Raw genomic sequence first — 24,937 nt, 5'->3', positions numbered from 1 at the left:
TTTTGTCCAAAACAGGCTCAAAACGCAAAAACGGCCTTACCTGTTAATGAACACCGGGTGGATCATATTCTCAAAGGAATAAATTTCATCCCACTTCTGCTGGTCCAACAGGCGGCGCTCTTGCACTACTATCTGGTGGATGGATTTACCGGTGGCCAATGCTTCCTTGGCAATGCTAGCACAGGTTTCATATCCTAGAATGGGGTTTAAGGCCGTCACAATGCCAACGCTGTGCATAACCATTTCTTTGCAGGTTTCTACATTGGCGGTAATTCCGTCTACGCATTTTACCCTAAGGGTATTTACCGCCCGGGTCATGTAGTTGAGAGAGGTGAATAGGCTAAAGGCAATAACCGGTTCCATCACATTCAGCTGCAACTGCCCGGCCTCGGCGGCCATGGAGATTGTCACGTCGGCGCCTATCACGTAAAAAGCCGTCTGGTTCACTACCTCCGGAATAACCGGGTTCACCTTGCCGGGCATTATGGAGGAACCCGGTTGCATGGGCGGCAATTTTATCTCGTTCAAGCCTGCCCTGGGCCCTGAGGCCAGCAACCGCAGGTCATTACAGATCTTGGAGATTTTAACCGCGCTCCGTTTCAACATGGCAGACACATGCAGGTAAGTACCCATGTCTGAGGTGGCCTCCACCAGATCGGGGGCCAACACCATCGGGAAGCCGGTGATCTCTGCCAGGTAACGGGTACAAAGCGCTGGGTAACCGGCCGGGGCGTTGATGCTGGTACCAATGGCCGTGGCACCCATATTACACTCGGTTAATTTCCGCTGGGCCTCGCGCAGCCGCAGCACATCATCATTTACGGTGGTGGCAAAGGCATGGAACTCCTGGCCCAGGGTCATCGGAACGGCATCCTGCAGTTGGGTGCGCCCCATTTTTAAAACCCGGTCAAACTCCTTTGATTTTCTCAGGAAGGCCTTGCGTAGATCTGCGAGGGCTTTGAGGTAGGCATCCAGCTTTAAATGGATGGCCAGCATCAAGGCCGTAGGGTACGTATCATTGGTAGACTGGGAGAAGTTGACGTGGTTATTGGGGTGCAGAATATCATATTCCCCTTTTTGGTGACCCAGGTATTCCAGGCCAATATTGGCAATCACCTCATTGGCATTCATGTTCACAGAAGTACCGGCCCCACCCTGGATCAAATCAGTTACAAACTGGTCATGGTACTTGCCAGCTATGAGCTCATCACAGGCGAACATGATGGCGTCAGCTAACTTAGGGTCCAGGACTCCCAGGTCACAGTTGGCCATGGCCGCCGCTTTCTTCACGTAGGCAAACGCCTGGATAAAGAGGGGCTCAGAGGCGTTGGTGATGCCTGTGATATTGAAGTTCTCTAAGGCCCTTAGCGTCTGCACGCCATAATACACAGTGTTGGGGATCTCTTTTTCACCCAGAAAATCATGTTCAATTCTAAACGGTGCGTCCATGCCACATTGCCATTGGTGAATACAGCCATAGATACCGGTTTTTAGCACACTTTGTTTTGTAGCCTGTTTTAGGGTGCAGGCAAAGGCCTGCCGTAATACCGGCAGGCCGTTTTAAGCCCGTTTTTCTGAAAACAGCCCTAAACCAGAAACTTGTGGGCTACCGGGGCGTAAGACGCACAGCTTCCCTTGTACAAATACTTTTCTTTAAAGAGGGAAGGTTAAGGTATTTAAGGAATAGCAATCACTTACCTTGCCAGATAAGTGATCGCTAATCAGGCGTTTGCCGGCAAGGCATGAGTAGATTTTGGAAGTGGGCATGTGTGGATGGCAGGCAGCTGCTCCTCCCTGCCAACTTGCTTAATTTAACATATCATTGTACATTGTTTATTATTTTGCCCGTTACCTTCTATAAGATAGCCAGTAAGATGAAGAGCTTAAAGCGGGGAAACCAACTAAGGGCTCTGCCAACAAAATTATAAATGGGCTGTTTAGGTTTAGGTAGCCCCTGTTGAATGCGTGCCCTGTTGCCCTACCCCACTATGGAAAGTAAAAAAGCCTCCCTTGGCGTAAATATTGAGAAGAACTATGACTCTGCGCTTTGCGGAAGCATTCCTTTGCACCTGGTCAATTTGATTCAGCCGCACGGGCTGTTGCTGGTCTTGGAAAAGCAAAGCCTGCGCCTGGTGCAGGTAAGTGAGAATCTGGAGCAGTTTCTTGGTATTCCCGTTAATGAGATTCTTGGCAACCCCATTGCAGACTACCTGGTCCCTGGCCAGTTTGAGGTGCTGCAAGCCAAATTTGAAACCCAAAACAGCCGCAATAAAATACCTTTTCACCTGACCTTAAAAGGAGCCTCCAAAGAGATTCACTTTATTGGCCAGGTGTACCAAAAGCCGGAATATATCCTGCTGGAGCTGGAGGAAAACGTGCAACCCGTAGGCCATGATTCGTTTATGGCCCTTTACCAGGAAATCAAGCACATCACCTCGCTCTTTAAGCAATCAAGGAGCACCCAGGAAATTGCCCAGATCGTCACCGAGGAGATTAAAAGGCTTACCGGTTTTGACAGGGTTTTGGCCTACCAATTTGACCCTAATTGGAACGGCATTGTGATTGGCCAAAGCAAGGAAGAGGACATGGATGATTACATGGACCTCCGGTTCCCGGCCTCTGACGTGCCCAAGCAGGCCCGTGACCTGTATTTCAATACGCCTTACCGGTTAATTCCGGCCCGTGATTACCAGCCGGTACGCCTGCTGCCGGTCATCAACCCTGCCACGCACCAATTCACTGATTTGTCTGATTCCAGGCTGCGAAGTGTAGCCCCCGTGCACTTAGAGTATCTTACCAACCTAAAAGTACAGGCCTCTATGTCTGTAGCGCTAATCATTGATGACCACTTGTGGGGCCTGATCAGTTGCCATAATAAAACACCCAAGAACCCCAGCTTTGAAGTACGGGCAGCTATGGAGTTACTGTGCAACGTAGTGTCGGTGCAACTGGCTGCCAAGGAGCGGGAGGTGGCCATAGAGCTTCGGTCGCATTTGAGGGGCATTCACGCCAAGCTACTGGAACAGATCTACACCACCTCTAACTTTGCAGAGGTGCTGGCGTCTGACAACGGGCTTTTGCAGGAACTCTTTAACCTATCAGGGGCCGCTGTTATTTTTGAAGGAGGCGTCTGGACCACTGGGCAGGTTCCCACTCCGCAGGAGATCAAAGAATTGCTTTACTGGCTAAAGAGAAATAATTCAGACCGCATCTTCGCATCAGACACGCTGCCGGCCCAATATGTACGGGCCAAAGATTACAAAGACGTGGCCAGTGGCCTGTTGGTGATTCCCATCAACTTTGAACAGGGCGAGTATATCCTGGGCTTTAGGCCCGAGGTGCTGCAGACCATAAGCTGGGGAGGTAATCCTGACAATGCCATCCAGATGGAGCCAGACGGAAAAACCTACCACCCGCGCAATTCCTTCGCCACCTACCAGCAGACTGTGCAAAACACCTCCCTTCCCTGGAAACAAGAGGAACTGGAGGCGGCTGACCTTTTGAAGGCGGCTGTACTGGAAAAGATAATAAAAGAAAGATACTAGATGTCTGGCCGTTTTCAGCCAAAATCTAAAGAATGTCCGTATTTACCGCATGCAATCTAAGAATAAGCCGTTTACTCCTCCTAAAACTGATCATTACCTCATTGGCATTGGCGCGTCTGCCGGTGGCTTAGAGGCAATTCACAGATTGTTTGATCATTTCCCCAGCAATTCCAGCTTTTCTTTTGTCATCATTCAGCACCTTTCGCCAGACCATAAAAGCTTGATGGCGGAACTGCTGACCAAGCACACCCAAATGCAGGTGCAGGAGGCAGAAGACAACATGCGCACCAAGCCTAACTGCATTTATGTACTGCCCAGCGGCAAGGCCCTCACCCTTAAAAACGGGCGCCTTCATCTCACAGACCAAGTACGCACCAGGGAGCCTAACTTTGCCATTGACGTCTTTTTTGATTCCCTGGCCAAAGACCGTGGTCCCTACGCCATTGGCATAGTATTGTCTGGCACCGGCACAGATGGAACCAAAGGCGTTAAAAAGATCAAGGAGGCCGGCGGAATGGTTATGGTGCAGGACCCAGCCTCGGCTAAGTTTGATGGCATGCCCAAAAGTGCCATTGAGACCGGGTATGTAGATTATGTGTTCACACCAGAGCGCATGCCCAATGAAATCATTGAATACACCCGCCAGATTCCGCTGGTAAAAGAATTGGTGGAGCGAAGTGAGGGAGAAATAAAAGACGAGAAGGTACTAGAAGAGATTCTGGAATTGATCTGTACCCATACCCAGACCAATTTCAAGAACTACAAACAGGCCACCATCTACCGGAGGCTGCAAAAGCGCATGGACCTCCTTAAGGTCTACAGCCTCACAGATTACCTTAATTACCTCCATGAGACCCCGGCTGAGATCAAGATTCTCTGCCAGGAATTCTTGATTGGAGTAACCAAGTTTTTCAGGGATGAAGAGGCATTTGAGGTGCTGGAGAAAGAGACTATTCCCGAGATCATTAACAATACCCCTGAAGACGAAACCATAAAAGTATGGGCTACGGCCTGCAGCACCGGGGAGGAAGTCTATTCCCTGGCCATGCTCTTTTGGGAGAACTTTGAGAAACTGGGCCGTGAGCCATTGGTGAAACTCTTTGCCACGGATGTAGACCAGCGGGCCATTACCCAAGCGTCAAAGGGCATTTACCCCAGCTCTATCTCCAAGGATATCTCCCCAGAAAGACTGTCTCAGTTTTTCACCTTCAGCCATAATAAATACACCATCAAAGACCATATAAGGCGGCTGGTGGTGTTTGCGCAGCATGATTTGCAGAAAGATCCGCCCTTTAGCCGGATTGATCTGATCACCTGCCGCAATATGCTCATATACTTTAACCCAGACTTACAGGCCAAAGTACTGTCTGTGTTCCCCTATGCCCTTAAAATGAACGGCTTTTTGCTGTTGGGCCCAAGTGAGCACATAGGTGACCTTAAAGTGTTCTTTACGGAGCGTAACCGTAAGTGGAAGCTCTTCCAGAAGATAAAGGAAAGCAAAGGCATTCAGCAGAACTTTGGTGTTACCCAGCAAGGGGGCTCCTATTCCCAGGCCAATAGCGCCTCCTTTAAAAACAACCAGCTGTCGCGCTACAACAATCTGTTTGTAGACGCCCTGGCCGAAGACTTTAAGGTTACTGGTCTTTTCATTGATGAAAATTACCAGTTGCTGCACGGCCTGGGTGACTATAACCGCTTTCTTAAGTTACCGGAAAAACGGCTCCAGCTCAATATCCTGCACATGGTGCCCAAAGAGTTGGCCGTCACCCTGAGTGTTGATATTAGAAAGGTCTTAAAGCACCTAAGGACCGTAAGTCGCCAGGTATTGGTAAACCTGAACAAGAAAAACGTACGGGTCCAGATATCGGTGAAGCCTATTGCTATTGAAAAGGATCTGCCTAAGGTGCTGTTGGTACTGTTGCAGGAGGTTGGCCAGGCCAGTCCGTCGCTTAAAAACCTGGAGGCCAGCGCTGCCGCCCCAGATGACACCGAGTATTACCAACAGCTCTCTGCCCTGGAGCAGGAATTAAAGGAGGCCAAGGAAAACCTGCACCTTACGGTACAGGACCTGAGTACCTCAAATGAAGAACTGCAGTCTACCAATGAGGAGCTTATGTCTTCCAATGAGGAACTGCAAAGTTCCAATGAGGAGATGCAGTCTCTGAATGAAGAACTGCACACGGTTAACTCTGAGCATCAACTTAAGATCAAGGAGCTACAGGAACTCAATGAAGACCTGGATAACTATATCCGGAGCTCCAACATTGCGCAATTGTTCCTGGACCACCACCTGGTCATCCGTAAGTTTACGCCAACGGTGCGGAATCTTATCAATATCATTGATATTGACCTGGGCCGGCCCATTCACCACTTATCCCATAATTTCAGGTACTCGCGGTTACTGGAAGATATACAGCACGTGAACAATTCGCTGGCTGAGGTAGAGGTGGAACTGGAGACCAATGACGGCAAGTATTTTCTCATGCGCATTATCCCCTACCTCAAGCATAACGGCAACAAAGACGGGGTGGTGCTTAGCTTTGTAGAGATCACTACCCTTAAGACCCTAAGCAACGTGGTGCAAGGCGTCTTGAACAGTTCTCTGAACAACATCATGGCTTTCCAGGCCGTGCGGAATGAGGAACAGGTCATTGTGGACTTTAAGTGGACCCTGCTCAACAAGCAGGCCGAGCAGCTTATTGGCAAATCACAGGCCCAACTGCTATACTCCAGCATTCAACCTGAGATGGCGTTCCTGAAAAAAACGGGGTTATTCAAGAAATTCATTCAGGTGGTAGAAACCGGGCAACCACTCCACCTTGAACAATACCTTGACATAAACGGCCAAAAGGCCTGGTATGAGATTGCTTGTGCTAAAATGGGCAATGGTCTCACCATTACCATGGCTGATATTACGGAGAAAAAGATCAGTGAGGAAAAGATCCACTTGGCCTATGATGACCTCAAGAGGGCCGAAGAAGACCTGATTAAACTCAACAGCCAACTGGAAGGCCGCGTGGCCGACCGCACCAAAGAACTCACCGACAGCCAGGAGCGCTTCAGGTTGGTTTCTATGGCCACCAATGACGTGGTCTGGGACTGGAACCTGATTTCCAATGAACTTTGGTGGAGTGAGACGCTGCAGACCATTCTGGGCTACAGCACCGGCCAGATGGGCAACGGTATTAATGCCTGGTTTGAGAAGGTGCACCCCATGGACCGGGAGCGCATCAAGCAGGGTATTTACGAGGCCATCAACCAGGGGCAGGAACAATGGGTTGACGAGTTCAGGATGGCCCGCGCCGATGGCTCTTACGCCTCTCTTTACAACCGCGCCTACATTCTGCACAATGAGTATCAGATCCCTCACCGGGTGCTGGGCTCCTTCATTGATTTGTCTGACCTGAAAGATACCCAGGAGAAACTGCAGGATACCAACAGCCACCTGCTTAGGGTAATTGAGGACCTGGACAACTTTGTCTATACCGCTTCGCATGACCTGAAGGCCCCCATCCACAACATTGAGGCGCTTCTACGGGAACTGCAGATTGAGCTGCCCAAAGAAAACGTGGAAACCGAAAGTGTGAAGCTTATAATGGGCATGATGGACGGGGCCGTAGAACGCTTTAAACGGACCATTGGCAACCTGACAGAGATCACCAAGCTCCAGAATGAAAACAGCCCTGAGGCGACCACCGTTGATTTAGCGGAGGTAACCAGAGAAGTAACCTTGGACCTGGACCGCAGCATCAGAAAAGCCGATGCCCACCTGGAGGTCCAAATTCCGCCGCAGACCTTTATTTCCTTTTCCAAGAAGAACTTGCGCAGTATTGTCTACAATCTGTTGTCTAACGCCATCAAGTACCGCTCCCCCAGCCGGCGGCCGGTAATCACCCTTACCTGCCACCTGGAGGGAGATTATGTGGTAATGGAGGTGAAAGACAATGGTTTAGGGATGAGCAAAGAACACCAGGAACAGCTTTTCACCATGTTCAAGCGTTTCCATGACCACGTTGACGGATCTGGCATTGGCCTTTACATGGTGAAAAAAATCATAGACAATGCCGGGGCCAAAATAAAGGTTACTAGTGAGCTGGATCACGGCTCCTCTTTCTGCGTTTACTTTAAACGTGATTAGGAAGATCAGTCCCTCCCGCTTTTTGCCAACTCCTGTTTTGAGCCTGTTTTCTGAAAAACAGGCTCAAAACAGGAGTTTTACTTTCTACTAAGGAATTCATTGTTCTTAAAAAGGCATGCGTCCATCCCACCTGACTTTTTATGCTTTCCCTTCTCCACCTCAATTCCCTAACTGAATTGGATGATAGGCTTCTTCACGCTTACCTCCTTTCCTTGGACACTACCCTCCTTTGCTCATGACTTATATGGTATCTATCGCAATAACCTAAGTAACTCTAATCTTTCCCGAGTAGGGTTACTGTAAACGAGCATTAGGTCTTAATGAGTTACTGGGTTTAAAGATTCAAGCTTTTTGACGATAGACTCATAAACTCTTCACCCCTACTTAACATATATTATCACCTAAGGCCATTTTATTCAACATACACTTACCACGCAGACAGCAAACCCAGAAAAACTGACTTTCGTCATTTTTCATGCTGACTTTGCTCACCTTTTGGTCCGTTTGTTTTCCAGAGATTTACTTTATTTTTCAAGACACAATGGAAAACAGACAGAACAGGGCAATAATAATCTGGCTTTTGGTGGGGGCTTTCCTGATTTTGGCCATGGTGGTGATAGGTGGCATCACCAGGCTCACCGGCTCAGGCCTGTCAATGGTAGAATGGAAAGTCTTATCGGGGGCAATCCCGCCCTTAAATGAGGCCGAGTGGCAAGTGGTTTTCCATAAATACCAGCAGTTCCCGGAGTTTCAAAAGGTCAACTTTCACATGACCCTTTCAGGTTTCAAGCAGATTTTCTGGTGGGAATACCTACACCGACTACTAGGCCGCGTGATTGGGTTGGTCTTTATCTTACCCTTTCTGTATTTCCTGACTAAAAAACAGGTGAAAGGCTGGCTGCTTCGTCGCTTGCTGTTTTTGCTACTGCTGGGTATGGGCCAAGGCCTGATGGGATGGATTATGGTGAAAAGCGGCTTGGTAGACAACCCACACGTGAGTCATTACCGCCTGGCGGCCCACCTTTTTCTGGCATTAGCGCTAATAGGAGTCATTCTCTGGACAGTAACTGATTTACGGCCCCTTCCCCAACCCCACCAACCTGATACCAGGCAGTTGCGCTTTCTCTCAAAGCTGGTTCTGGGTTCTATTCTTCTACAAATAACCTTAGGGGCCTTTGTGGCCGGGCTCAAAGCCGGATTCTCCTACAACACCTATCCGCTCATGAACGGAGAGGTATTCCCTAATACCGAACTGGAAGCGCTTACTTTACAGAATTTTATGGAGAACGGCCCCTTCATGCAATTCATTCACCGCTGGATAGCCGTAGTGGTACTGGTTTTGGTGGGCTGGCTTTGGAGCAAATCAAGGCAAATAAGCCTTTCCGTCAGAATTATGAACCTGTGCAATCTTCTATTGGCGACGGTTCTATTGCAGGTGGCGTTAGGGGTAATCACGTTGCTGTGGCAGGTTCCGGTGGTGTTAGGTGTCTTGCACCAAGTGGTAGCTGTGGGGTTATTTGCCGTGGCACTTTTGCTAGTGCACCGGTTAACCCAAAACTCACCCAAGCAAGATCTTTCAATATCCTCCTTCAAGAAAAGTTACCGCTAACTAATTTGTTAAAGTGGCAAAGAGGCTCAGGCCTAAGGCACCTTCAAAAGTAAAAGTATTTACCCTCTTGAAAAGCCTTCCTCCTTTTTACTGAATGCCTAGTAATACAATAACTATACTTCAAAAGAAGACAGCGTAGAGTTCCTAAATGTCTTTTCGCTAGGTACCCTTGCGGTAGATACGCACCGGGAAGAGACGCATGTCATTTAGGTTTACGGCGTACAGAAAACTTTCCCAGTGCAGAACAGGCACCAAGCCGGTAGGCGTAATGCCGTTGCTGTTAGGAATGGTAACTAAAGTATTTCCTACATAAGACACATTTTCCAGCCCCAAGGTAGTTGCCATGTAGTGCTGAAAGGCTTCTTTCTCTCCCTTTGAAGAGGTAAATCCCACCTGGTTTGGTACAAGGTTACCGGTCTTGTCTTCTGTATAATAGGTGACCTTCTCAAAGGTATTAATGGAAATATCAGGTATCAATAGTCGGGGCACCTGCACCCTGGCTTCACCAGCGTCATATTTCTGCACCGAGGTTTGGATGGGCTTTACCAAATCTGGCAAATCGGCCCGTTTCTCAGATAACCTTACTCGTGACGGTTTACCGGGTTTCCCTTGCAGAGGAGATTCCGCCGCACTTTTCCCCGGGTCTGCCGGACGGTGGTGCACGTCTATGATAGCCGTGTAGGTGCTAATGAAATGGTCTGTATTCTGCAGGTGGAAAATCTCCAGGTCGTGTACCCGTTTTCTGGAAACCAGATAGGTATGGATATGCCTGGTTTTTTCATACACCGCCTTCAGTTTAGCCTCGTGGGGGGTGGCATGGTACCGGGCAGCCAGGTCCTGCAGTTGGGTTAAGCGTTGGTTGGAATCTTTAATGTAGGCTACATCCCTCAGCCCGAAATCAACGGGTGCCCCCACTACCATCCGTTCGCCAGCCTCGTCTTGCACCCCAAAAAGAGAACGCAGAAAATCTATCATGCAGACAAAATTCTTTTAAGGTGGAGCGTCTCTATTTCCACCTGAATTTTCTCAGAGGTTTTAAGATTCTCAAAATACATGTCAAGGTGACTTAGGTATAAATCAAGCAGGGCATCCTGCTCATGCGTCAGGATGCCCGCTTTGGTACTTTCATTGGGTTGTTCGGGGGTCATTATTCGGTTTCAATCTGTTTGGACTTGGTGCCGCTGCTCAGGCTGCCTATTATTTTACTGTTAAGCTCTTCCTGCACCAGGGCCAGCTCCTTCACGGCTTCGGCACGTTTGCGGCTGCCTTCCTCAGAGATTTTGAGCACGGCGTCTAAGGTTTCCACCATGTCTTTGTTTACTTTCTTGAGCGTGTCTACATCCACAATGCCTCGCTCGTTCTCCTGGGCCGCTGTTACCACGTTGGTTTTAAGCATCTGGGAGTTCTTGATCAGCATTTCATTGGTAGTATCGGTCACCTTTTTCTGGATTTCCAGGGCCTTGCGCTGTTTCTCAAGCCCCAGGGCGATGGCCACCTGCTGGCGCCAAACCGGAATCACGGTCACAATGGAGTTCTGGATCTTCTGGGCCAGCACGTCATTGGTGGTCTGGATCATCCTGATCTGGGGCATAGACTGCGTGGCAATGGTATGCGACAGCAGGAAATCATGCACTTTCTTTTCCAGACGCTCCTTAAAGGCCACCATGTCGGCTAGTTTCTGCACCACAAGTTCGTCCTGTCCGCTGCTTTCCACTTCTGCCTGCAACTGCGGAATAATGGTGCTGTCAATCTCCTCAATCTTCATTTTGCCAGCCGCAATGAGCGCGCGCACCTCATGGATGTACTCCACCACTTGCTTGAACATCACTTCCAGGCCGGTGGTATCTTTTAAGACGCTCTGACGAGTTTTCTCCAGTTTCACCACCACGTCATCTACGTTCTCAGAAACGGAGTTGTATTGGCTGGCCAGCTTTTTAGACTTGTCGGTGATCTTCTTCATGAAGGGCAGGCGCGAGAAGAAACCGGGTTTTTCGGTCTCATCTATTTTGATCATGTTGATCTGCGCCAACAGCTCATTGATGGCCGCCCCGGCGTCTCCCGAATCTTTGGCCTTCACTTTGGTGAGCAACTCATTGGAGTAGTAACCTAGTTTGCGCTGGGTTTCCACGCCGAAGGCGCTCAGGCTTTCGGGTTTGGTGGGGTCTATGGTCTTGGAGATTTCCAGCGCCTTCTGCTGTACCAGCTCCTTATTTTCAGACAGGGTGATTTCTTGGTTCTCCATAGGTTTATTTGGTTGCCAGGTGGGTGGTTTGCACCTGGTCTAAGGTTTGGATCAATTCTTTTATGTTTTCCTGGCGGGCCGAGGTATCATACCATTCAATCTCATTCTGGGGCAGGTAATCGCCAAGGAGGCCCTGCACTTCCTGGAGAAGGGCCTCGCCTTTCCTGGTCCTGAATGCCGGGTTCTTGTAGAAAGCACTCAAGTACTCTACTTTCACCTGCCCAGCTTGGGTAAGGGCCAATTCTTTCACTTCCACCACTAATTCAGAGGAAGCGTTTTGGTCTGTGACAATGGTTTTATAGACGCCTTTACGGGCATCTTCCAATAATAGGGTACCTTTCTCCCTAATCTCCTGCAGCGCGTGGCGCAACTGTTGGTCAGGTCTGATTTTAAACCCGTAGAGGTATCCGGCAAAGGCCCCAATAAAAAATATAAGAAGGAATATCATAAGTCTTTCTGTTTTACAAGTAACGAATAACTCTGCGTTTTCTTTCTATGTATACGCGAAACCATTTCTGTTTGCTGTGCCGTCTGACACCTCAAAAAAGCAGCCTCCTCTGCTTACTACCCCATCCTCCTACTTTTCAATAGGAAGCCCAATTTGAGCGTAAGGAAAATTTGTCCTCAACTTGGCTGTACAGGAGTATGTTTCTCTCCCATTCCTATTAGTCGCTTAGGCAAAGGAAAAATTAGGGTTTGAAAGGTAATTTATCTGCATATCCTGCACTGGAGAAATTAAGGTCGTGCTTAAAACACCCTTTAACGGCCCTAAACCCTTATTTGAAAAATTTTAAGATTTTTATGGTACTCTATTGAACGTTTGCCCGTATAGGAGTGTCTTCAAGCTATAATAACAACAATATGAATCAAGGAACAGTAAAATTCTTCAATGATGACAAAGGCTTCGGCTTCATCAAAGACAGCAACACCAATCAAGAGTACTTCGTGCACGTATCTGGCTTGGTAGACGAAATCAGAGAGAACGACGAGGTGGTCTATGAACTTCAGGAAGGAAGAAAGGGACTAAACGCCATCAACGTAAAGCTGGCCTAGTCTTTCGCCATAAACACCATCAACAAAAAGCCCCTCCCCGCAAAGGAGGGGCTTTTTTTATGCTCTAACGCCACTCCTGTTTTGGGCCCATTTTTATAAAAACAGGCCCAAAACAAATTTATTTTCTCGCTAACTCCCTGGCGTGCAACCTTTCAGGCAGCAGGAGGCTCTTCCTTATAAATGCGCAGATTTCGCCTGCTCCTTTAAATCCATCTCCAAACTAACTCCTATGCACCCAAAACTTTTACTCCTTAAAAGGCGGGCACTTTTGTCTTTGCTCGCGTTTCTTCCCTTTTTCCTGGCCTCCTGTGAAGATGAGTGTGAATCTACCATTACCTATGTGGTACAGGAACCGGTGTACATGACTAAGGCAGAGCTTCGCTCTTCGGTGAAGGTGCAGGCGGCCCGCGAGCTGCGCAAACCCGGAAAAATCTATGCCTTCGGAGATTACCTTTTCATCAATGAGGTACAGGAGGGCATCCATATCATAGACAACCGCAACCCAGCCGCCCCGCAAATCCTGAGTTTTATTGCCATTGCAGGGAACGTAGACATGGCCGTAAAAGACAATATCCTGTACGCCGACAACTACATTGACCTGGTGGCCATTGACATTACCAACCCAAAAGAGGTGCAATTGGTGAAACGGGTAGAAAATGTCTTTGACCTGTACGGCTACTTCAATAACATGACCAGTAATACGTTTCTGGCCCGGTTTGAAGAAAAGACGGTAACCCAACCCTATAGCTCAGATTGCAATGGGAACCCAAGCCCATGGTTATGGTCCTTTGATGCACGCAGCAGCGGTATCAATACATTTTCATCGGCGGGTATGCCGGCGGGGGGAGCAAGCGGAAAAGGTGGGTCCATGGCCCGGTTCACGGTTACGGGAAACCACCTATACACCGTAGGCACCAACTCGCTGCAGCTCTTTGATATTGCCCAACCTACCAACCCCACCAAAGGGCAGAAAATTACCCTTCCCTGGGGCGTGGAAACTATCTTCCCTTATCTGGATAAACTTTTTATAGGGTCTAATAACGGTATGCACATCTATGACAACAGCAACCCTGCCAGCCCGGTGCACCTGTCTACCTACGCCCACGTAAGAGCCTGCGACCCAGTGGTAGTGGAAGGCGACCTGGCTTGGGTAACCTTACGGTCTGGCAACGCCTGCGCCGGGTTCACCAACCAACTGGAACTCATCAACATCAGTAATCCGCGCAGCCCTCAACTGGTGAAGACGTTCCCTATGCAAAATCCCCACGGGCTGGGCATTGACCAATCCTTGCTTTTCCTGTGTGAAGGTGCTTACGGCCTCAAAGTATTTGACATCAAAGACCCGCTCAAACTGGCAGATAACCAACTGAAGCATTACAAAGATCAGGATGCCTATGACGTGATTCCGTTGGGCCTCACACTGTTAATGGTGGGCAAGGACGGTCTTTACCAATATGACTACCGCAACCCCGCCCAAATTTCTTTGCTCAGTAAAATACCGGTGGCCCGCCTAAGCAACTAAATGAAAAAATACGCGCTACTCCTCTCCTTTCTGGTATTGTTGTGTTTTCGAACCCAAGCCCAGGAAATTCCCGCTGCCGCTCCTGCCAAAAAATATATGGGCATGATTGAAATTGGGTACCTGCTGCAACAGAACCATAACAACCAGCCTAACACCTCAGATGCCTCCCCTTCGCTAGTTATCTTTAATGGGTACCGGTTCCACCGGATGTTGAGTGTGGGACCCACCATAGGGCTGGATTTTTACAACGCAGTGCTGATAGCCCCTGTGGCTTTAGGGCTTCGCGGCAGTCTGTTTGCCACGCGCGTAAGCCCCACTTATAGCCTGGATGCCGGTTATGGCACTACCTTCCTCCATGATAATCCTGACCAGAGCAAAGCTTCAGGGGGCTGGATGGTGAACCCTGCGTTAGGCGTCCGGGTCAATACCGGCAATGAGACCGCCTTCACTTTTCACCTGGGATATAAACTTCAGCATGCCAGTACCCAGACCACCTTATGGAACGGCTCCTTGATTAACAATGAGTACTCTTTTAAGAGGCTTTCCGTCAGAATGGGGTTCCTGTTTTAAGCCCGGTTTTCAAAAAACAGGCTTAAAACCCATTGCCCAAACAAGCCCACTTTTGTTAAACAAAAGCAATTTCTGTTTTGAGGGCGTTTTTCTAAAAACTGTCTCAAAACGTCTTCTCTCTTACGCCCTTACCTCTCCTTCTTAACTATTCTGGCCAGAAAAAAGGCCGTGGAAAATAGATGAAAAACAGTGGTTGGAAAGCACTTAGGTCCAGTGAACTCACTTTTGCCCTATTCCTTGGGCTGAGTAAAAAACCCTTTTTCCTGCCTTGAAAGCACTAACCCTTTAAAGACCGCCCCGTATAGACTTGGAGATTACTAACCAACAGAACCTATACCGCTATGGCTAAATTAAAAACCTTAGATGATTTATTTGAGCATCAACTGAAAGACCTCTACAGCGCCGAAAAGCAGCTGATTGAGGCGCTTCCTAAAATGGCCAAAGCCACCGAAGACGCTAAACTTCGCAAGGCCTTTGAGACCCACCTGGAGGAAACCAAAGAACAGAAAGCGCGCCTTGAAAAAGTGTGCGAACTGGTAGGCATCAGCCCGGGCCGCATAAAGTGCAAAGCCATGGAAGGCCTGGTAGAGGAAGGCGAGGAAACCATTGAGGAAGATGCTACCCCAGAGGTAAAAGACGCCGGCCTCATTGCCTCCGCCCAGCGCATAGAGCACTATGAAATTGCCGGCTACGGTACTGCCGCCCATTATGCAGAGCGCCTGGGCCACGTAGAGGCCGCCCAATTATTGAGAGTAACTTTAGCCGAAGAGCAAAAAACAGATACGCTCCTCAACAAACTCGCCAAAGGGTATATCAACCAGAAAGCCGAGTAGAGAATTTACCAACACCACCAGAAGCCTGCCCTGTACGGGGCAGGCTTTTTTGTTTTCCAGAATTTCTGCGGTGTGGCTTCTTCCCTGTGCCGATTGCCAGCGTTAGAGAAAACTTCCTGCTGCCCGTCGCAAGAAATACAAAGAAGAATCCTGAACTTTGGCTGTCTATGCCTTCCTCACCTATCCTTTCCACCTTACCAGATCTGCCGGTCAAAGAAGCCCTGCCCCGGTTAGTCCAAGCCCTAAACACCTATACCCGTGCGGTTTTGGAGGCGCCGCCCGGAGCCGGTAAAACCACTTTGGTTCCTTTAGCGCTCTTGGAGACCGATTGGCGCGCCGGGGGCAAGATTCTCATGCTGGAGCCCCGGCGCTTAGCAGCCCGCGCCGCCGCCCAACGCATGTCTGACCTATTGGGTGAGCCCGTGGGCCAGACCGTGGGTTATTGGGTACGCATGGAGCACATGGTGTCTGAGAAAACCCAGATTGAGGTAGTCACCGAAGGCATCTTGACTCGCCTGCTGCAGAATGACCCCGCCCTGGAAGGCATTGCCGCCATTATTTTTGACGAATTCCATGAGCGTAGCCTGCAGGCCGATGTAGGGTTGGCCCTGGCCCTGGATGCCCAGGCGGTCCTTCGCCCTGATCTGCGGTTGCTGGTCATGAGTGCGACCCTAGACGCTACCTCCGTGGCCAATTGGTTGGAGGCCCCCGTGATTACCAGTGCGGGAAGGCAATTCCCGGTGGAAACCCATTACTTGTCGCCGGCTGAGGTGGCCGCCGCCGGCCAGAGGCCCGCTGAACGCCTGAATTCGTTAGTTCCCAAAGCCATCAGGCAGGGCCTGGCCCAGGAGCCCACAGGAGACCTTTTGGTATTTCTGCCGGGCATGGGTGAAATGCGCCGCGTAGCCCAGGCCCTGGAAGATAAGCTCCCCGCCACGGTAGACCTGCACCTGCTACACGGAGATTTGAACCTTACCCAGCAGCTGGCCGCTATCAGGCCCGCTCCGGCTGGCCGCCGGAAAGTGGTGCTGGCCACCAGTATCGCGGAGACCAGCTTAACCATTGAAGGCGTGAAAGTGGTCATTGATGGCGGCTACGCCCGAGTCCCTAAATTTGTGCCCCGCATTGGCCTCACCACCCTGGCCACCATTCCCGTTTCTAAAGCCGCCGCAGACCAGCGCCGGGGCCGCGCGGGACGTTTGGGGCCTGGAGTGTGCTATCGCCTCTGGACCGCCGCCGACCAATTGCAGCTGGCAGACCGCCAAACCCCGGAAATCTGCGAGGCTGACCTGACCGGGCTGGCCCTGGAACTGGCCATCTGGGGCATTCAGGATGCTTCCGCCCTTAAATGGCTGGACCTGCCCCCGGCTGCGGCCCTCACCCTGGCCCGTGAACTTTTACAGCGGCTAGAAGCCCTGGACACGACAGGTAAAGCTACGGCCCACGGAAAAGCCTTAGCTGCCTTGGGTCTCTCCCCCCGCCTGGGGCACCTGGTACTTAAAGGGCAGGGCCTGGGCTTTGGCACCACCGCCTGTGACCTGGCAGCCCTGCTATCGGACCGCGACCTCTTAAAACCCGTGCAGCTATCCTGGGCCGAGCCCCTCCCCGATTTAACCCTTCGGTTGGAGATATTGGACGGGCAGTCACCGCCCACACCGGGGTATTTGGTAGACGCTAATACGGTGCGAAAAGTACGGGAGCAGGCCCAGAATCTCCGGCAACGCATTCGGGAGAAGCGGGCGCCACTGCAGGCAGATGCCATAGGCGTATTAACGGCCCTGGCCTACCCAGACCGGCTGGCCCAACGGGAATCCTCAGGGCGGATACGGCTCATCTCGGGGCAGCGGGCATCGCTACAGACAGAGCTCCTGGGCGAAGCCGAATTCTACGCCGTGGCGCACCTGGAACTGGGCAACAAACCCAGGGTTTTAACGGCCGCCGTTATCTCAAAGGAAGAAATTTTGCACCATTTCAAAACCCAGGTAGAGCAACTGGAAGAGGTGCGCTGGGATGCCGCCACTGAGCGCATGGTTTGCCGGCAGATAACCCGATTGGGAGCGCTTACCCTTGCAGAAGCCCAACACCCCAATCCAGACCCTACTTTGGTGGCTCAGGCTCTGCTGGAGGCTTTGCGGGAAAAAGGCGTCTTCCGGCTGCCCTGGTCTGAGGAAGCCAAACGTACTCTGCAACGGCTGGCCTTTCTGCATTCGCTAAGTCCCGCCCAATGGCCCGATGTCTCTGAATCTGTGCTAGACTCTACCCTGGAGGATTGGCTATTGCCACATCTGTTAGGACTTAGGTCCTTGGACCAGGTGGCCAGGCTGAACTTCCAGGAGATATTACTCACAGATTTTTCCTGGGAACAGCGGCAGGAAATGGACCGTCTGGCGCCTACCCACCTGGAAGTACCCAGCGGCTCACGTATTGCCGTTGACTATGCAGACCCAGCGGTACCAATATTGGCGGTTAGGTTGCAGGAAGTATTTGGTCTACTGGATACGCCCCGAATTGGCGGCGGCAAAGTGCCGGTGCTTATGCACTTGCTATCCCCGGCCTCGCGGCCCGTGCAGGTGACCAAAGACCTGCGAAGTTTCTGGGCTTCCGGTTATTTTGATGTGCGCAAAGACCTGCGTGGTCGCTATCCAAAACATTACTGGCCAGATGATCCTCTTTCGGCCCCACCCACCCGGGGCACTAAAAAACGCCCGCAATAAGGTTGTGACCTGGTTTAAAGGCTTGTAATTTTATTAAAAAAAGGGATTGGCGTTTTGGGCCCGTTTTTGAAAAAACGGGCCCAAAACGCCAATCCCTTTTTTTGTCTAGACAATAAAAGTGCACAGAAAGCTTTCCCTGCCCTTTGGGTTATTTCCATTCTGGCATTTCTGCGTTAGAGAACAGCTTAACCCGGGTAGATTTGTTGGCGACGTCCAGGGTCCAGATGCTGCGTTCGCCCAGGCCGTCATTGTTGGTGTTCACAAAAATAACCTTTGAGCCGTCTGGGGAGAATCTGGGGAACAGGTCATTGGTGCCGTTGGGTTTAGAGGTGGAAAGATCTACCAATCCGGTTCCGTCAGTCTTTACCATAAAGATGTGCGAATTCAACTGCCTTCCGGTGCTGTTCTCAAAGCCATCTACATCACGGGTAAACAAGACGTATTTGCCGTCAATGGAAAAAGTAGGGCTTTCTACCCGACCCGGCAAGTTCTCCACCAATAACCGCATATTGGTCCCGTCGGCGTCCAGGAGGTAAATTTCAGAGTCATTGATGTTGGTGCCAATGGTTTGTACCACCAGTTTATTGCCCTGGCCGGTCCAGTCTACCATTCTGAAGTGACGCCCCGCTGGGGCGGTGGCCACCAGGGTTAAGTTAAAACCGTCATGGTCAATGGTATAGAGATGGTCATAATTGGCGTACACCAGCCTTCCGCCGTCTGGTGACCAGGCAAACCCAATGCCCAGGTTATGGTTCCCGATCACCGGCAAAGAGGTAATCTGCTTTTTGCCGGAGCCGTCCCGGTTCATGGTAAAAATCTGGGGCTCTATGGTTGCATTAGAGGAATAGGCAATCTTATCCCGGGCCGGGCTCATAACCGGCCACCACTCGCGGGTAAAGGCATTGGTTAAACGGGCACTGGAAGCCTCTGTGCCAGAGGAGCTGTAAATATCATAGTTGCCATTCTCTGACCGCGCAAAGAAGAACCTGAAATCTGGGATGTCTATGGTTTTGAAACTCCAGACGGGGCCCATGGTGCTGTCTCCCTGGGCGTCTTTGCTGATTACCTGCCAGAAATAGGTGGTATTATACATGAGGCCATTGGCCAATATGGTAGTGTCTTTGGTAGCCTCAGCTAACTTTTTTTTTTGGGTAGACCCCGCCTCGTATAAGAGCACATCATAGGTAAGGGAGGAGTCTCTTTTGTCTGGGTCTGCGCCCTGCCACCTGAGCGTGACGGAAATGGGCTGGTTTTGGGTATCGGTGCCCGGGCTTGGGTTAAAGGCGGGACTTGGGGCGTGGTTAGAGCCATTGCCGGTGCCGGGCTCCAACTGGATGTATACGGTGGTCTGCTTCTGGTCCCTTACCGCAATGGTCACCGTTTCTGAGTTGTAGCCGGTTTTCTTGGCCGTGATGGAATAATCCCCGTCCGGTATGTCGGTCATGAGAAATTTACCTTCCGTATCAGTAATGATGGATGAGGTGGCCGGGCTGGTTTTAATAGTGGCGGCAGCAATAGGCTTTTCAGTTTCGGCGTCTAGCACCACCCCCACAATAGCGCCCTCACCAATGGGATTGATGGTATCTTCATTACAGGAAACAACTAGAAATAAGAAGCAAGCAAGCCGGAGGAAGGAAGCTATTTTAGGCATGGGTAAAAGGATATGATGTAGAATATATGCTATCTCTTAAGTAAAATCACCCGCGAAAGGAAGGCCGGCTCACTTGAACACCCCCAGGTAAATATTCACCCCCAGTTTACCCGTCCAGAAGTAGTCATTGAACCGGCCCTGGCTCACCCCATCTATGCGGTCATTGAGGATATAGGAACTGTGCGCGCTCAGGTCCAAACCAATATGTGGGGTAAGGAGATATTCATAGCCAATGCCTGCCTTAATGTAACTTTGGAGCCCTTCCTGGTCAAAGACACTGAAAACACTTTTCCCCGACGAACTGGCCCCAATCACACCACCCCCTACCTGCACGTAGGGTGAGTATTTAAGCTTGGGTGAAAGCAGGTAATTAAGGTTAAGCTCTGCGTAGTTCACGGTTCTATGGTAGACATCCCCCGTGGTGGAAAGGGCTCCCCGGCCAAACTTGAAATCGGCGGCGAGGTTTTTTCTGGAGCTAATCTTCACACCTATTTCTGCCATGGGTTCCACTTGAGACCCGGTATAATCCCCGTTGTAGTACATGCCCCCACCGGCGGCGCTAACGCCAACCAGGCCCCGCCTGGCAGCCATTAACTCCCCGTGTATATTGGTGCTTTTCACGTCTAGTTTTTCCTGCTGGTATTCTTTGATAAGGGGAGATTCCAGATCGGCTTTGTTTTTGAGGTTCCAGTAACCGGCCTGAATGCCTTCAATGATAAGGCCCTGCACCGCTTTGTCAATGGCTTCTTTCACTGCCATTTCTGAAGGCTCATTATAGGTAAAACCGGTTTCGGCCTCCAGCAGCCGCTTAAACTTCACGTACCGGAAAAGCCCGAAGTCTACGGTTTGCGACAGAATGGTTTTGGAGGTGTAGACCGTTTTCAGGATTTCGCCGGTACTGGTAGAGATGGCGCGCAGGTACACCGTGACTTTGTCTTCCCGGTACTGGCCAGAGGCTCCGGCGCCAAAATACCGCAACCCCGCCCCGCCGGTGACCACGTTGGCGTCATAGGAAATAATGCCACCTTCCAGGATAATACCGGCAAAAAGTAAGGAGGGTAGCACCGGCTCTTTTCTTCCGGTAATGGCCTCAGCCTCGGCGCGGGTAGACCGCACAATTTTCCGTTCATTTATCAGGTTCCCCAGGTTCTCGCGCTCTATGGGCGTAAACCAGCCAGACTCCTCCAATGATTTTAAAAGAATGGTAGTGGTGCCCTGCGTGATGGCCGTTGACCAGTTGTTGCCGTTCACAGAGGGTTTGTACTGCCCGGTCTGGTCCCGGAATTTATACACCGCTGCCACCACTTTTTGCTGCGGCGCCGGCAGGTTCACCAAGGCCTCATTACCAGGAGCCGGTACTCCTAGTTTAGCCCTGGAAGTGTGAAAGGCGTTGTTAAAAAAAGGCGTGCAGGAACCTACCGCAAGAAGAAGGCCCGCAAGAAAGGCCTTGGAAAAGAACTTAAGGGAGCGATTCAGCATAAAAAGGGGGATATGCTCAATGAAGGGAGAAGAAATAATGACGCGCCTTTTCCTGCGGCCCGCTAAAAATAAGGAATGGTAACAGTGGTCTGGTTGCCTGTGCCCTGGTCTACAATCACCACTGAAATGCCGCCTGTGCCCTCTGACACATCTATCTGGTAGTTGCCAATCACATACTTACCGGGAGCCAGCCCATCATCGCCAAACTGGGAAGTGACCAACTGCCGGGATAATTGGCTAAGGATTTGCCGGTTAAGACTTTCCTGAAACTGTTTTAAAGGGTCTTGGTTGGCCGCCGAGCCTGGGGTGGTAGCGGTGGGGTCCTTGAGTTTGTCTTGTGACTGAGCCGAGGATTGCAGCCATTGATAATTAAACGAGTTTCCGCCGAAGGCAGGGTTCTTGGGCTCATACACAAAATCCTGCGCCAATACACGGGTGTGAGACAGGAAAAGAAGCAAAGTGAGCGCCGCGAAAGAGTAAAGTTTTTTCATAGCCAAGCTTTATAAATTAGGGGAAGGAATTCAATACACTTCGCGCAACTTCTTGCCTTCTGCTTCCAACAGCTTTGTTAACTGGTCATTGACCAGATAATCATACACCAACGAAACCACGTAATTAGCCGCTTCTTCAATCATCTCATACCGGGGCTGTAATTGGTATTCAAAAATGCTTTCCTCATTTACCTCTACAGATAATAGAGAGAAGTTGCCCCTGGCCGGTTTTTCTTTAATGGTAATGGAAAAGTTTTTTACCCCTACCGGGGCCTCCCACTGCATGTGGAAGATATCATAAAAAGTCCGTCCGGTTTTGGTGACAGTTTCATCAACTATAAGCCCGTCTATTTCCAGATCTGCTGATGACTTTAGTTTTTGCTCGGTCAAACGGTTCTGCTGTTCATTGACCAGGCTTTTGGAAGTGGAGTCTTGCTTGGTCTCCACCTGGGCTATCGCCACCCCGGTAAAGGCTAGCAGAAGCATTGCCGTAAAGAAACAGTTGAAGCAAACCCTACCAAAAGCGCCTATTACCATCATGTGCAGTACGTAAGTGGCCTTAGCTATATTTACTAGACTTTAACAAGTTAGTATTACATATTTAAAATAAAAATTTCAAATAACCTATATAAAGGACTAATTTTTATTTAATTCCTTATAGATACTTACTTTTAAGTACTCATCTCTGGGTACTGATAATCTGGACAAAAGGAGCAACTCACTCCTTGATTAAAAGAGAATCACCTATGGTAAAACCTTGCTTTATACATTACAGAATAGCCTTGAAAACAGAAGAGGGAGCCTGGGCTCCCTCTTCTGTTTCAACTTATGTAAGTGAAAGGCTTATCTGTTTCCGGCACCGGCTGGACGTCTGCCAGCGGTTTTCTCGCCTTCATGGCCTTCTACTTTTACAATTTTGTTATACAGCCCCAGCAACAGGAAAGGCGCTGGCCACTGACCTACAAATAAGGCTTCATCATCTTTTTTCATGATTTTGAGGGTGGCAGAAACTGCCATGGATCCCAGGGCTGCCCATAGGAATAAGTCTGAAGGTAACTTAGCGGTATACTCTTCAATAGTCCTAGCAACAGGACCTTCTTTATGTTCTGGATTGAAATTATCAGCTGCGTTCTTTAATTCTCTAGCTTCGTTTTTTAGGTCTCTTGTTTCCATAGTGTTATTTTTATTATTAGATGAGATACTTGGATATGAAAACGTAGGAAGTAATTCTAGGGTTGGCAAAAAATGCAGGTAAATCTTTGGAACAGTGTAAAAATCAGGGTTTTTACGCCTACTTCTTATTTAAAGTAAAGGTAACTCCTTCCTTGGTAGACAGGAAAGAAGCAACTTCTAACTGTTCCTCAAGGTTAAAAAGCCAAGGGAATTTTTGCCCAGCCAAAGAGGCTGCTTATTAAACTGTCTCGCTGGATTGGGCGCTAAAAGAAATCAAGTGAAAGCTGCTGAATCCTGGGTTTTGAAACAGGAACCGACGTGACTTTTTTCACCACCAAAGGAGCCGTTACCGGTAAGGGCAAGGCCTCGCCTTCCACATGGTACACCTTGGTTTCCTGGTACCGCGAAGCGACCACTACTTCTGTGCCATTGGCGTGGGTGGAGAAAAGCTCCTGTACTAGGTTGGGGCAGTTATTGTCTTTAGAAAGGTGGCCCAGCAGCACATGGCTCATACAGCTAGGTCTATAGCCTGTGAACAGATTAATGGCCTGCCGGTTAGATAAGTGGCCGTGGTTTCCCCTGATACGGGCTTTTAAATGATACGGATAATGCCCCCGTTCCAGGAGATCCTCATCATAGTTGGTTTCCAGGAAGGCGGCGTGGCACTGCCTGAAATTCTGGATTACATGGTCACAAGGGGCCCCAATATCTGTAAACACCCCCACATTGATACCATTGCCAGAAACCATGAAACTGTGCGGGTCTGCGGCATCATGCAACTTTGGGAAAGCCAGTACAGAAAGCTCCCCTACTTGCACCGGAACATACGCCTCAAAGGACCGCACCAGCTCTAGATCCAGTCCGAAGCGCAGGTTCTGCCGGGTACCCGGCGTAATGTACACGGGCAGCCGGTATTTCTTAGCCAGCACCGATAAGCCTTTAATGTGGTCTGAATGCTCATGGGAGATGAAGATGGCTTTCACCTTAGACATATGAAGGCCCAGCCGTTGCATACGGGTTTCGGTTTCACGGCAAGAGATACCGGCATCTACCAGTACCGCTTCCTGCTCATTACCAATGTAATAACAATTCCCATTACTCCCCGATGCCAACGATGTGATGAACAGTCCCATAGATCTACAAAATTAACACATGTTTTTCTCACTCTTGTTCCTATATGAGAGAAGATGTCTTATTTAATTTAGAGCAAAATTTATTTAACATATTATTTAAGATATGGCCATTAATTTTTCTAAAAAGGTTCTACACTTCTTATGATGCAATCTGGGAAAGGGCCGAATTATAGTCTTTAATTGGGCAAGGGACTTGATAGGTTTAAAGAAGACTGCTATAGATAAACAATTCTGTTTTAAGGCAACTTTCATAAAAACGGGCTTAAAACGGGAATGGCTTGCAGAAGTGGTAATCCCCCCCTATACCCTTCAAAGGGGGATGCAATGCGTGGAGTAAGGCCAAGGCCTCAGGGAAGTTGGAAACTTCCCGAATGGTGGGTCCAAGTTGAAAACTTGAACCAGGGAGATGTCTGCTGTTGTAAACACCCCTCTTTGCCCCCCTCAAGGGGGGAGTCTGCGCTTAATAAGCGATACTGAGAATTGTAGGGCATTACTGCGTTTTGAGGGTGTTTTCTGAAAAACGTGCCTAAAACGCTTTTCACTCCTTCCCACGCATTTCCCAGTTCCAGTCTTTACTTAGAGCGCCTCGCTTGTGGCCCTGCAGTGGCTTTACTAAGGGCAGACTGCAACCCGGCCGCAAGGGCAGTGCGAGGGGGAAAGACGGGGCCCCGCGGCCGTGAGCGCTCGGAGGGAGAATATGAAACTTCAAAGCATAAGGGCTTAAGGCGACAGCGGACACCACGCCAGCAGCAGGCGGAAAGGCGTGCACAAGGCAGTTGCAGAT

The 24,937-nt window shown here is 49.8% G+C and carries 19 protein-coding genes; 8 read left to right on the top strand and 11 right to left on the bottom strand.

Going from position 1 to position 24,937, the window contains the following annotated elements:
• Positions 1-36: 36 nt before the first annotated feature.
• A complete protein-coding gene (gene aspA, locus ACYVJQ_RS07255; RefSeq protein ID WP_460892407.1) occupies positions 37-1,449 on the bottom strand; it encodes an aspartate ammonia-lyase in 1,413 nt (470 codons plus the stop codon).
• Positions 1,450-1,988: 539 nt separating this feature from the next.
• Here aspA and ACYVJQ_RS07250 point away from each other — a divergent pair.
• From ACYVJQ_RS07250 to ACYVJQ_RS07240, 3 genes are all read left to right on the top strand, one after another.
• Complete coding sequence (locus ACYVJQ_RS07250) at positions 1,989-3,545, top strand: GAF domain-containing protein (RefSeq protein ID WP_460892406.1); 1,557 nt, start codon at positions 1,989-1,991, stop codon at positions 3,543-3,545.
• Between the two features lie 49 nt (positions 3,546-3,594).
• A complete protein-coding gene (locus ACYVJQ_RS07245) occupies positions 3,595-7,683 on the top strand; it encodes a chemotaxis protein CheB (RefSeq protein ID WP_460892405.1) in 4,089 nt (1,362 codons plus the stop codon).
• Between the two features lie 541 nt (positions 7,684-8,224).
• A complete protein-coding gene (locus tag ACYVJQ_RS07240; RefSeq protein ID WP_460892404.1) occupies positions 8,225-9,292 on the top strand; it encodes a COX15/CtaA family protein in 1,068 nt (355 codons plus the stop codon).
• Positions 9,293-9,451: 159 nt separating this feature from the next.
• On the opposite strand, the gene ACYVJQ_RS07235 is transcribed toward ACYVJQ_RS07240, so the two are convergent.
• Genes ACYVJQ_RS07235 through ACYVJQ_RS07220 form a run of 4 tightly spaced genes read right to left on the bottom strand, consistent with a single transcriptional unit; the run spans position 9,452 to position 11,982 of the window.
• Entirely contained in the window at positions 9,452-10,267 is an 816-nt protein-coding gene (locus ACYVJQ_RS07235) for a hypothetical protein (RefSeq protein WP_460892403.1), read from the bottom strand.
• Positions 10,264-10,440, bottom strand: coding sequence for a hypothetical protein (locus tag ACYVJQ_RS07230; protein ID WP_460892402.1), 177 nt, complete (start codon positions 10,438-10,440; stop codon positions 10,264-10,266). Before ACYVJQ_RS07230 ends, ACYVJQ_RS07235 begins: the two co-directional genes overlap by 4 nt.
• Positions 10,440-11,534 (bottom strand): toxic anion resistance protein, encoded by a 1,095-nt coding sequence (locus tag ACYVJQ_RS07225; RefSeq protein ID WP_460892401.1) that lies wholly within the window; start codon positions 11,532-11,534, stop codon positions 10,440-10,442. Before ACYVJQ_RS07225 ends, ACYVJQ_RS07230 begins: the two co-directional genes overlap by 1 nt.
• A gap of 4 nt (positions 11,535-11,538) precedes the next feature.
• Positions 11,539-11,982, bottom strand: a complete 444-nt coding sequence (locus tag ACYVJQ_RS07220; protein WP_460892400.1) for a hypothetical protein — start codon at positions 11,980-11,982, stop codon at positions 11,539-11,541.
• A gap of 413 nt (positions 11,983-12,395) precedes the next feature.
• Here ACYVJQ_RS07220 and ACYVJQ_RS07215 point away from each other — a divergent pair, with 413 nt between their 5' ends.
• The 5 genes from ACYVJQ_RS07215 (at position 12,396) to hrpB (ending at position 18,226) form a co-directional block, all read left to right on the top strand.
• Positions 12,396-12,587: a cold-shock protein gene (locus ACYVJQ_RS07215; protein WP_460892399.1), complete on the top strand. Its 192-nt coding sequence runs from the start codon at positions 12,396-12,398 to the stop codon at positions 12,585-12,587.
• Between the two features lie 274 nt (positions 12,588-12,861).
• Positions 12,862-14,109 (top strand): LVIVD repeat-containing protein, encoded by a 1,248-nt coding sequence (locus ACYVJQ_RS07210; protein WP_460892398.1) that lies wholly within the window; start codon positions 12,862-12,864, stop codon positions 14,107-14,109.
• The gene (locus ACYVJQ_RS07205; RefSeq protein WP_460892397.1) at positions 14,110-14,679 is read left to right on the top strand and encodes a hypothetical protein; all 570 of its coding nucleotides are present in this window, start codon (positions 14,110-14,112) and stop codon (positions 14,677-14,679) included. It abuts the gene before it with no gap.
• Positions 14,680-15,020: 341 nt separating this feature from the next.
• Entirely contained in the window at positions 15,021-15,512 is a 492-nt protein-coding gene (locus ACYVJQ_RS07200) for a YciE/YciF ferroxidase family protein (protein WP_460892396.1), read from the top strand.
• A gap of 167 nt (positions 15,513-15,679) precedes the next feature.
• Entirely contained in the window at positions 15,680-18,226 is a 2,547-nt protein-coding gene (gene hrpB, locus ACYVJQ_RS07195; RefSeq protein WP_460892395.1) for an ATP-dependent helicase HrpB, read from the top strand.
• A 148-nt stretch (positions 18,227-18,374) separates the two neighbouring features.
• Here the strand turns inward: hrpB and ACYVJQ_RS07190 are convergent, their stop codons facing one another.
• The 6 genes from ACYVJQ_RS07190 to ACYVJQ_RS07165 form a co-directional block, all read right to left on the bottom strand.
• Entirely contained in the window at positions 18,375-19,877 is a 1,503-nt protein-coding gene (locus tag ACYVJQ_RS07190; RefSeq protein WP_460892394.1) for a carboxypeptidase regulatory-like domain-containing protein, read from the bottom strand.
• A gap of 69 nt (positions 19,878-19,946) precedes the next feature.
• On the bottom strand, positions 19,947-21,356 hold the full coding sequence (locus tag ACYVJQ_RS07185; protein WP_460892393.1) for a CsgG/HfaB family protein: 1,410 nt from the start codon (positions 21,354-21,356) through the stop codon (positions 19,947-19,949).
• 62 nt (positions 21,357-21,418) lie between these two features.
• Positions 21,419-21,847 (bottom strand): curli production assembly/transport component CsgF, encoded by a 429-nt coding sequence (locus ACYVJQ_RS07180; RefSeq protein WP_460892392.1) that lies wholly within the window; start codon positions 21,845-21,847, stop codon positions 21,419-21,421.
• 30 nt (positions 21,848-21,877) lie between these two features.
• Positions 21,878-22,333 carry a CsgE family curli-type amyloid fiber assembly protein gene (locus ACYVJQ_RS07175; protein ID WP_460892391.1) on the bottom strand — a complete coding sequence of 152 codons (456 nt, stop codon included), beginning with the start codon at positions 22,331-22,333 and terminating at the stop codon, positions 21,878-21,880.
• A gap of 357 nt (positions 22,334-22,690) precedes the next feature.
• Positions 22,691-23,020: a hypothetical protein gene (locus ACYVJQ_RS07170; protein WP_460892390.1), complete on the bottom strand. Its 330-nt coding sequence runs from the start codon at positions 23,018-23,020 to the stop codon at positions 22,691-22,693.
• Positions 23,021-23,283: 263 nt separating this feature from the next.
• The gene (locus ACYVJQ_RS07165; RefSeq protein ID WP_460892389.1) at positions 23,284-24,153 is read right to left on the bottom strand and encodes an MBL fold metallo-hydrolase; all 870 of its coding nucleotides are present in this window, start codon (positions 24,151-24,153) and stop codon (positions 23,284-23,286) included.
• Positions 24,154-24,937 lie beyond the last annotated feature (784 nt).

It is taken from the genome of Rufibacter soli, assembly GCF_054781795.1.
This window is presented reverse-complemented; position numbering and strand designations above follow the sequence as displayed.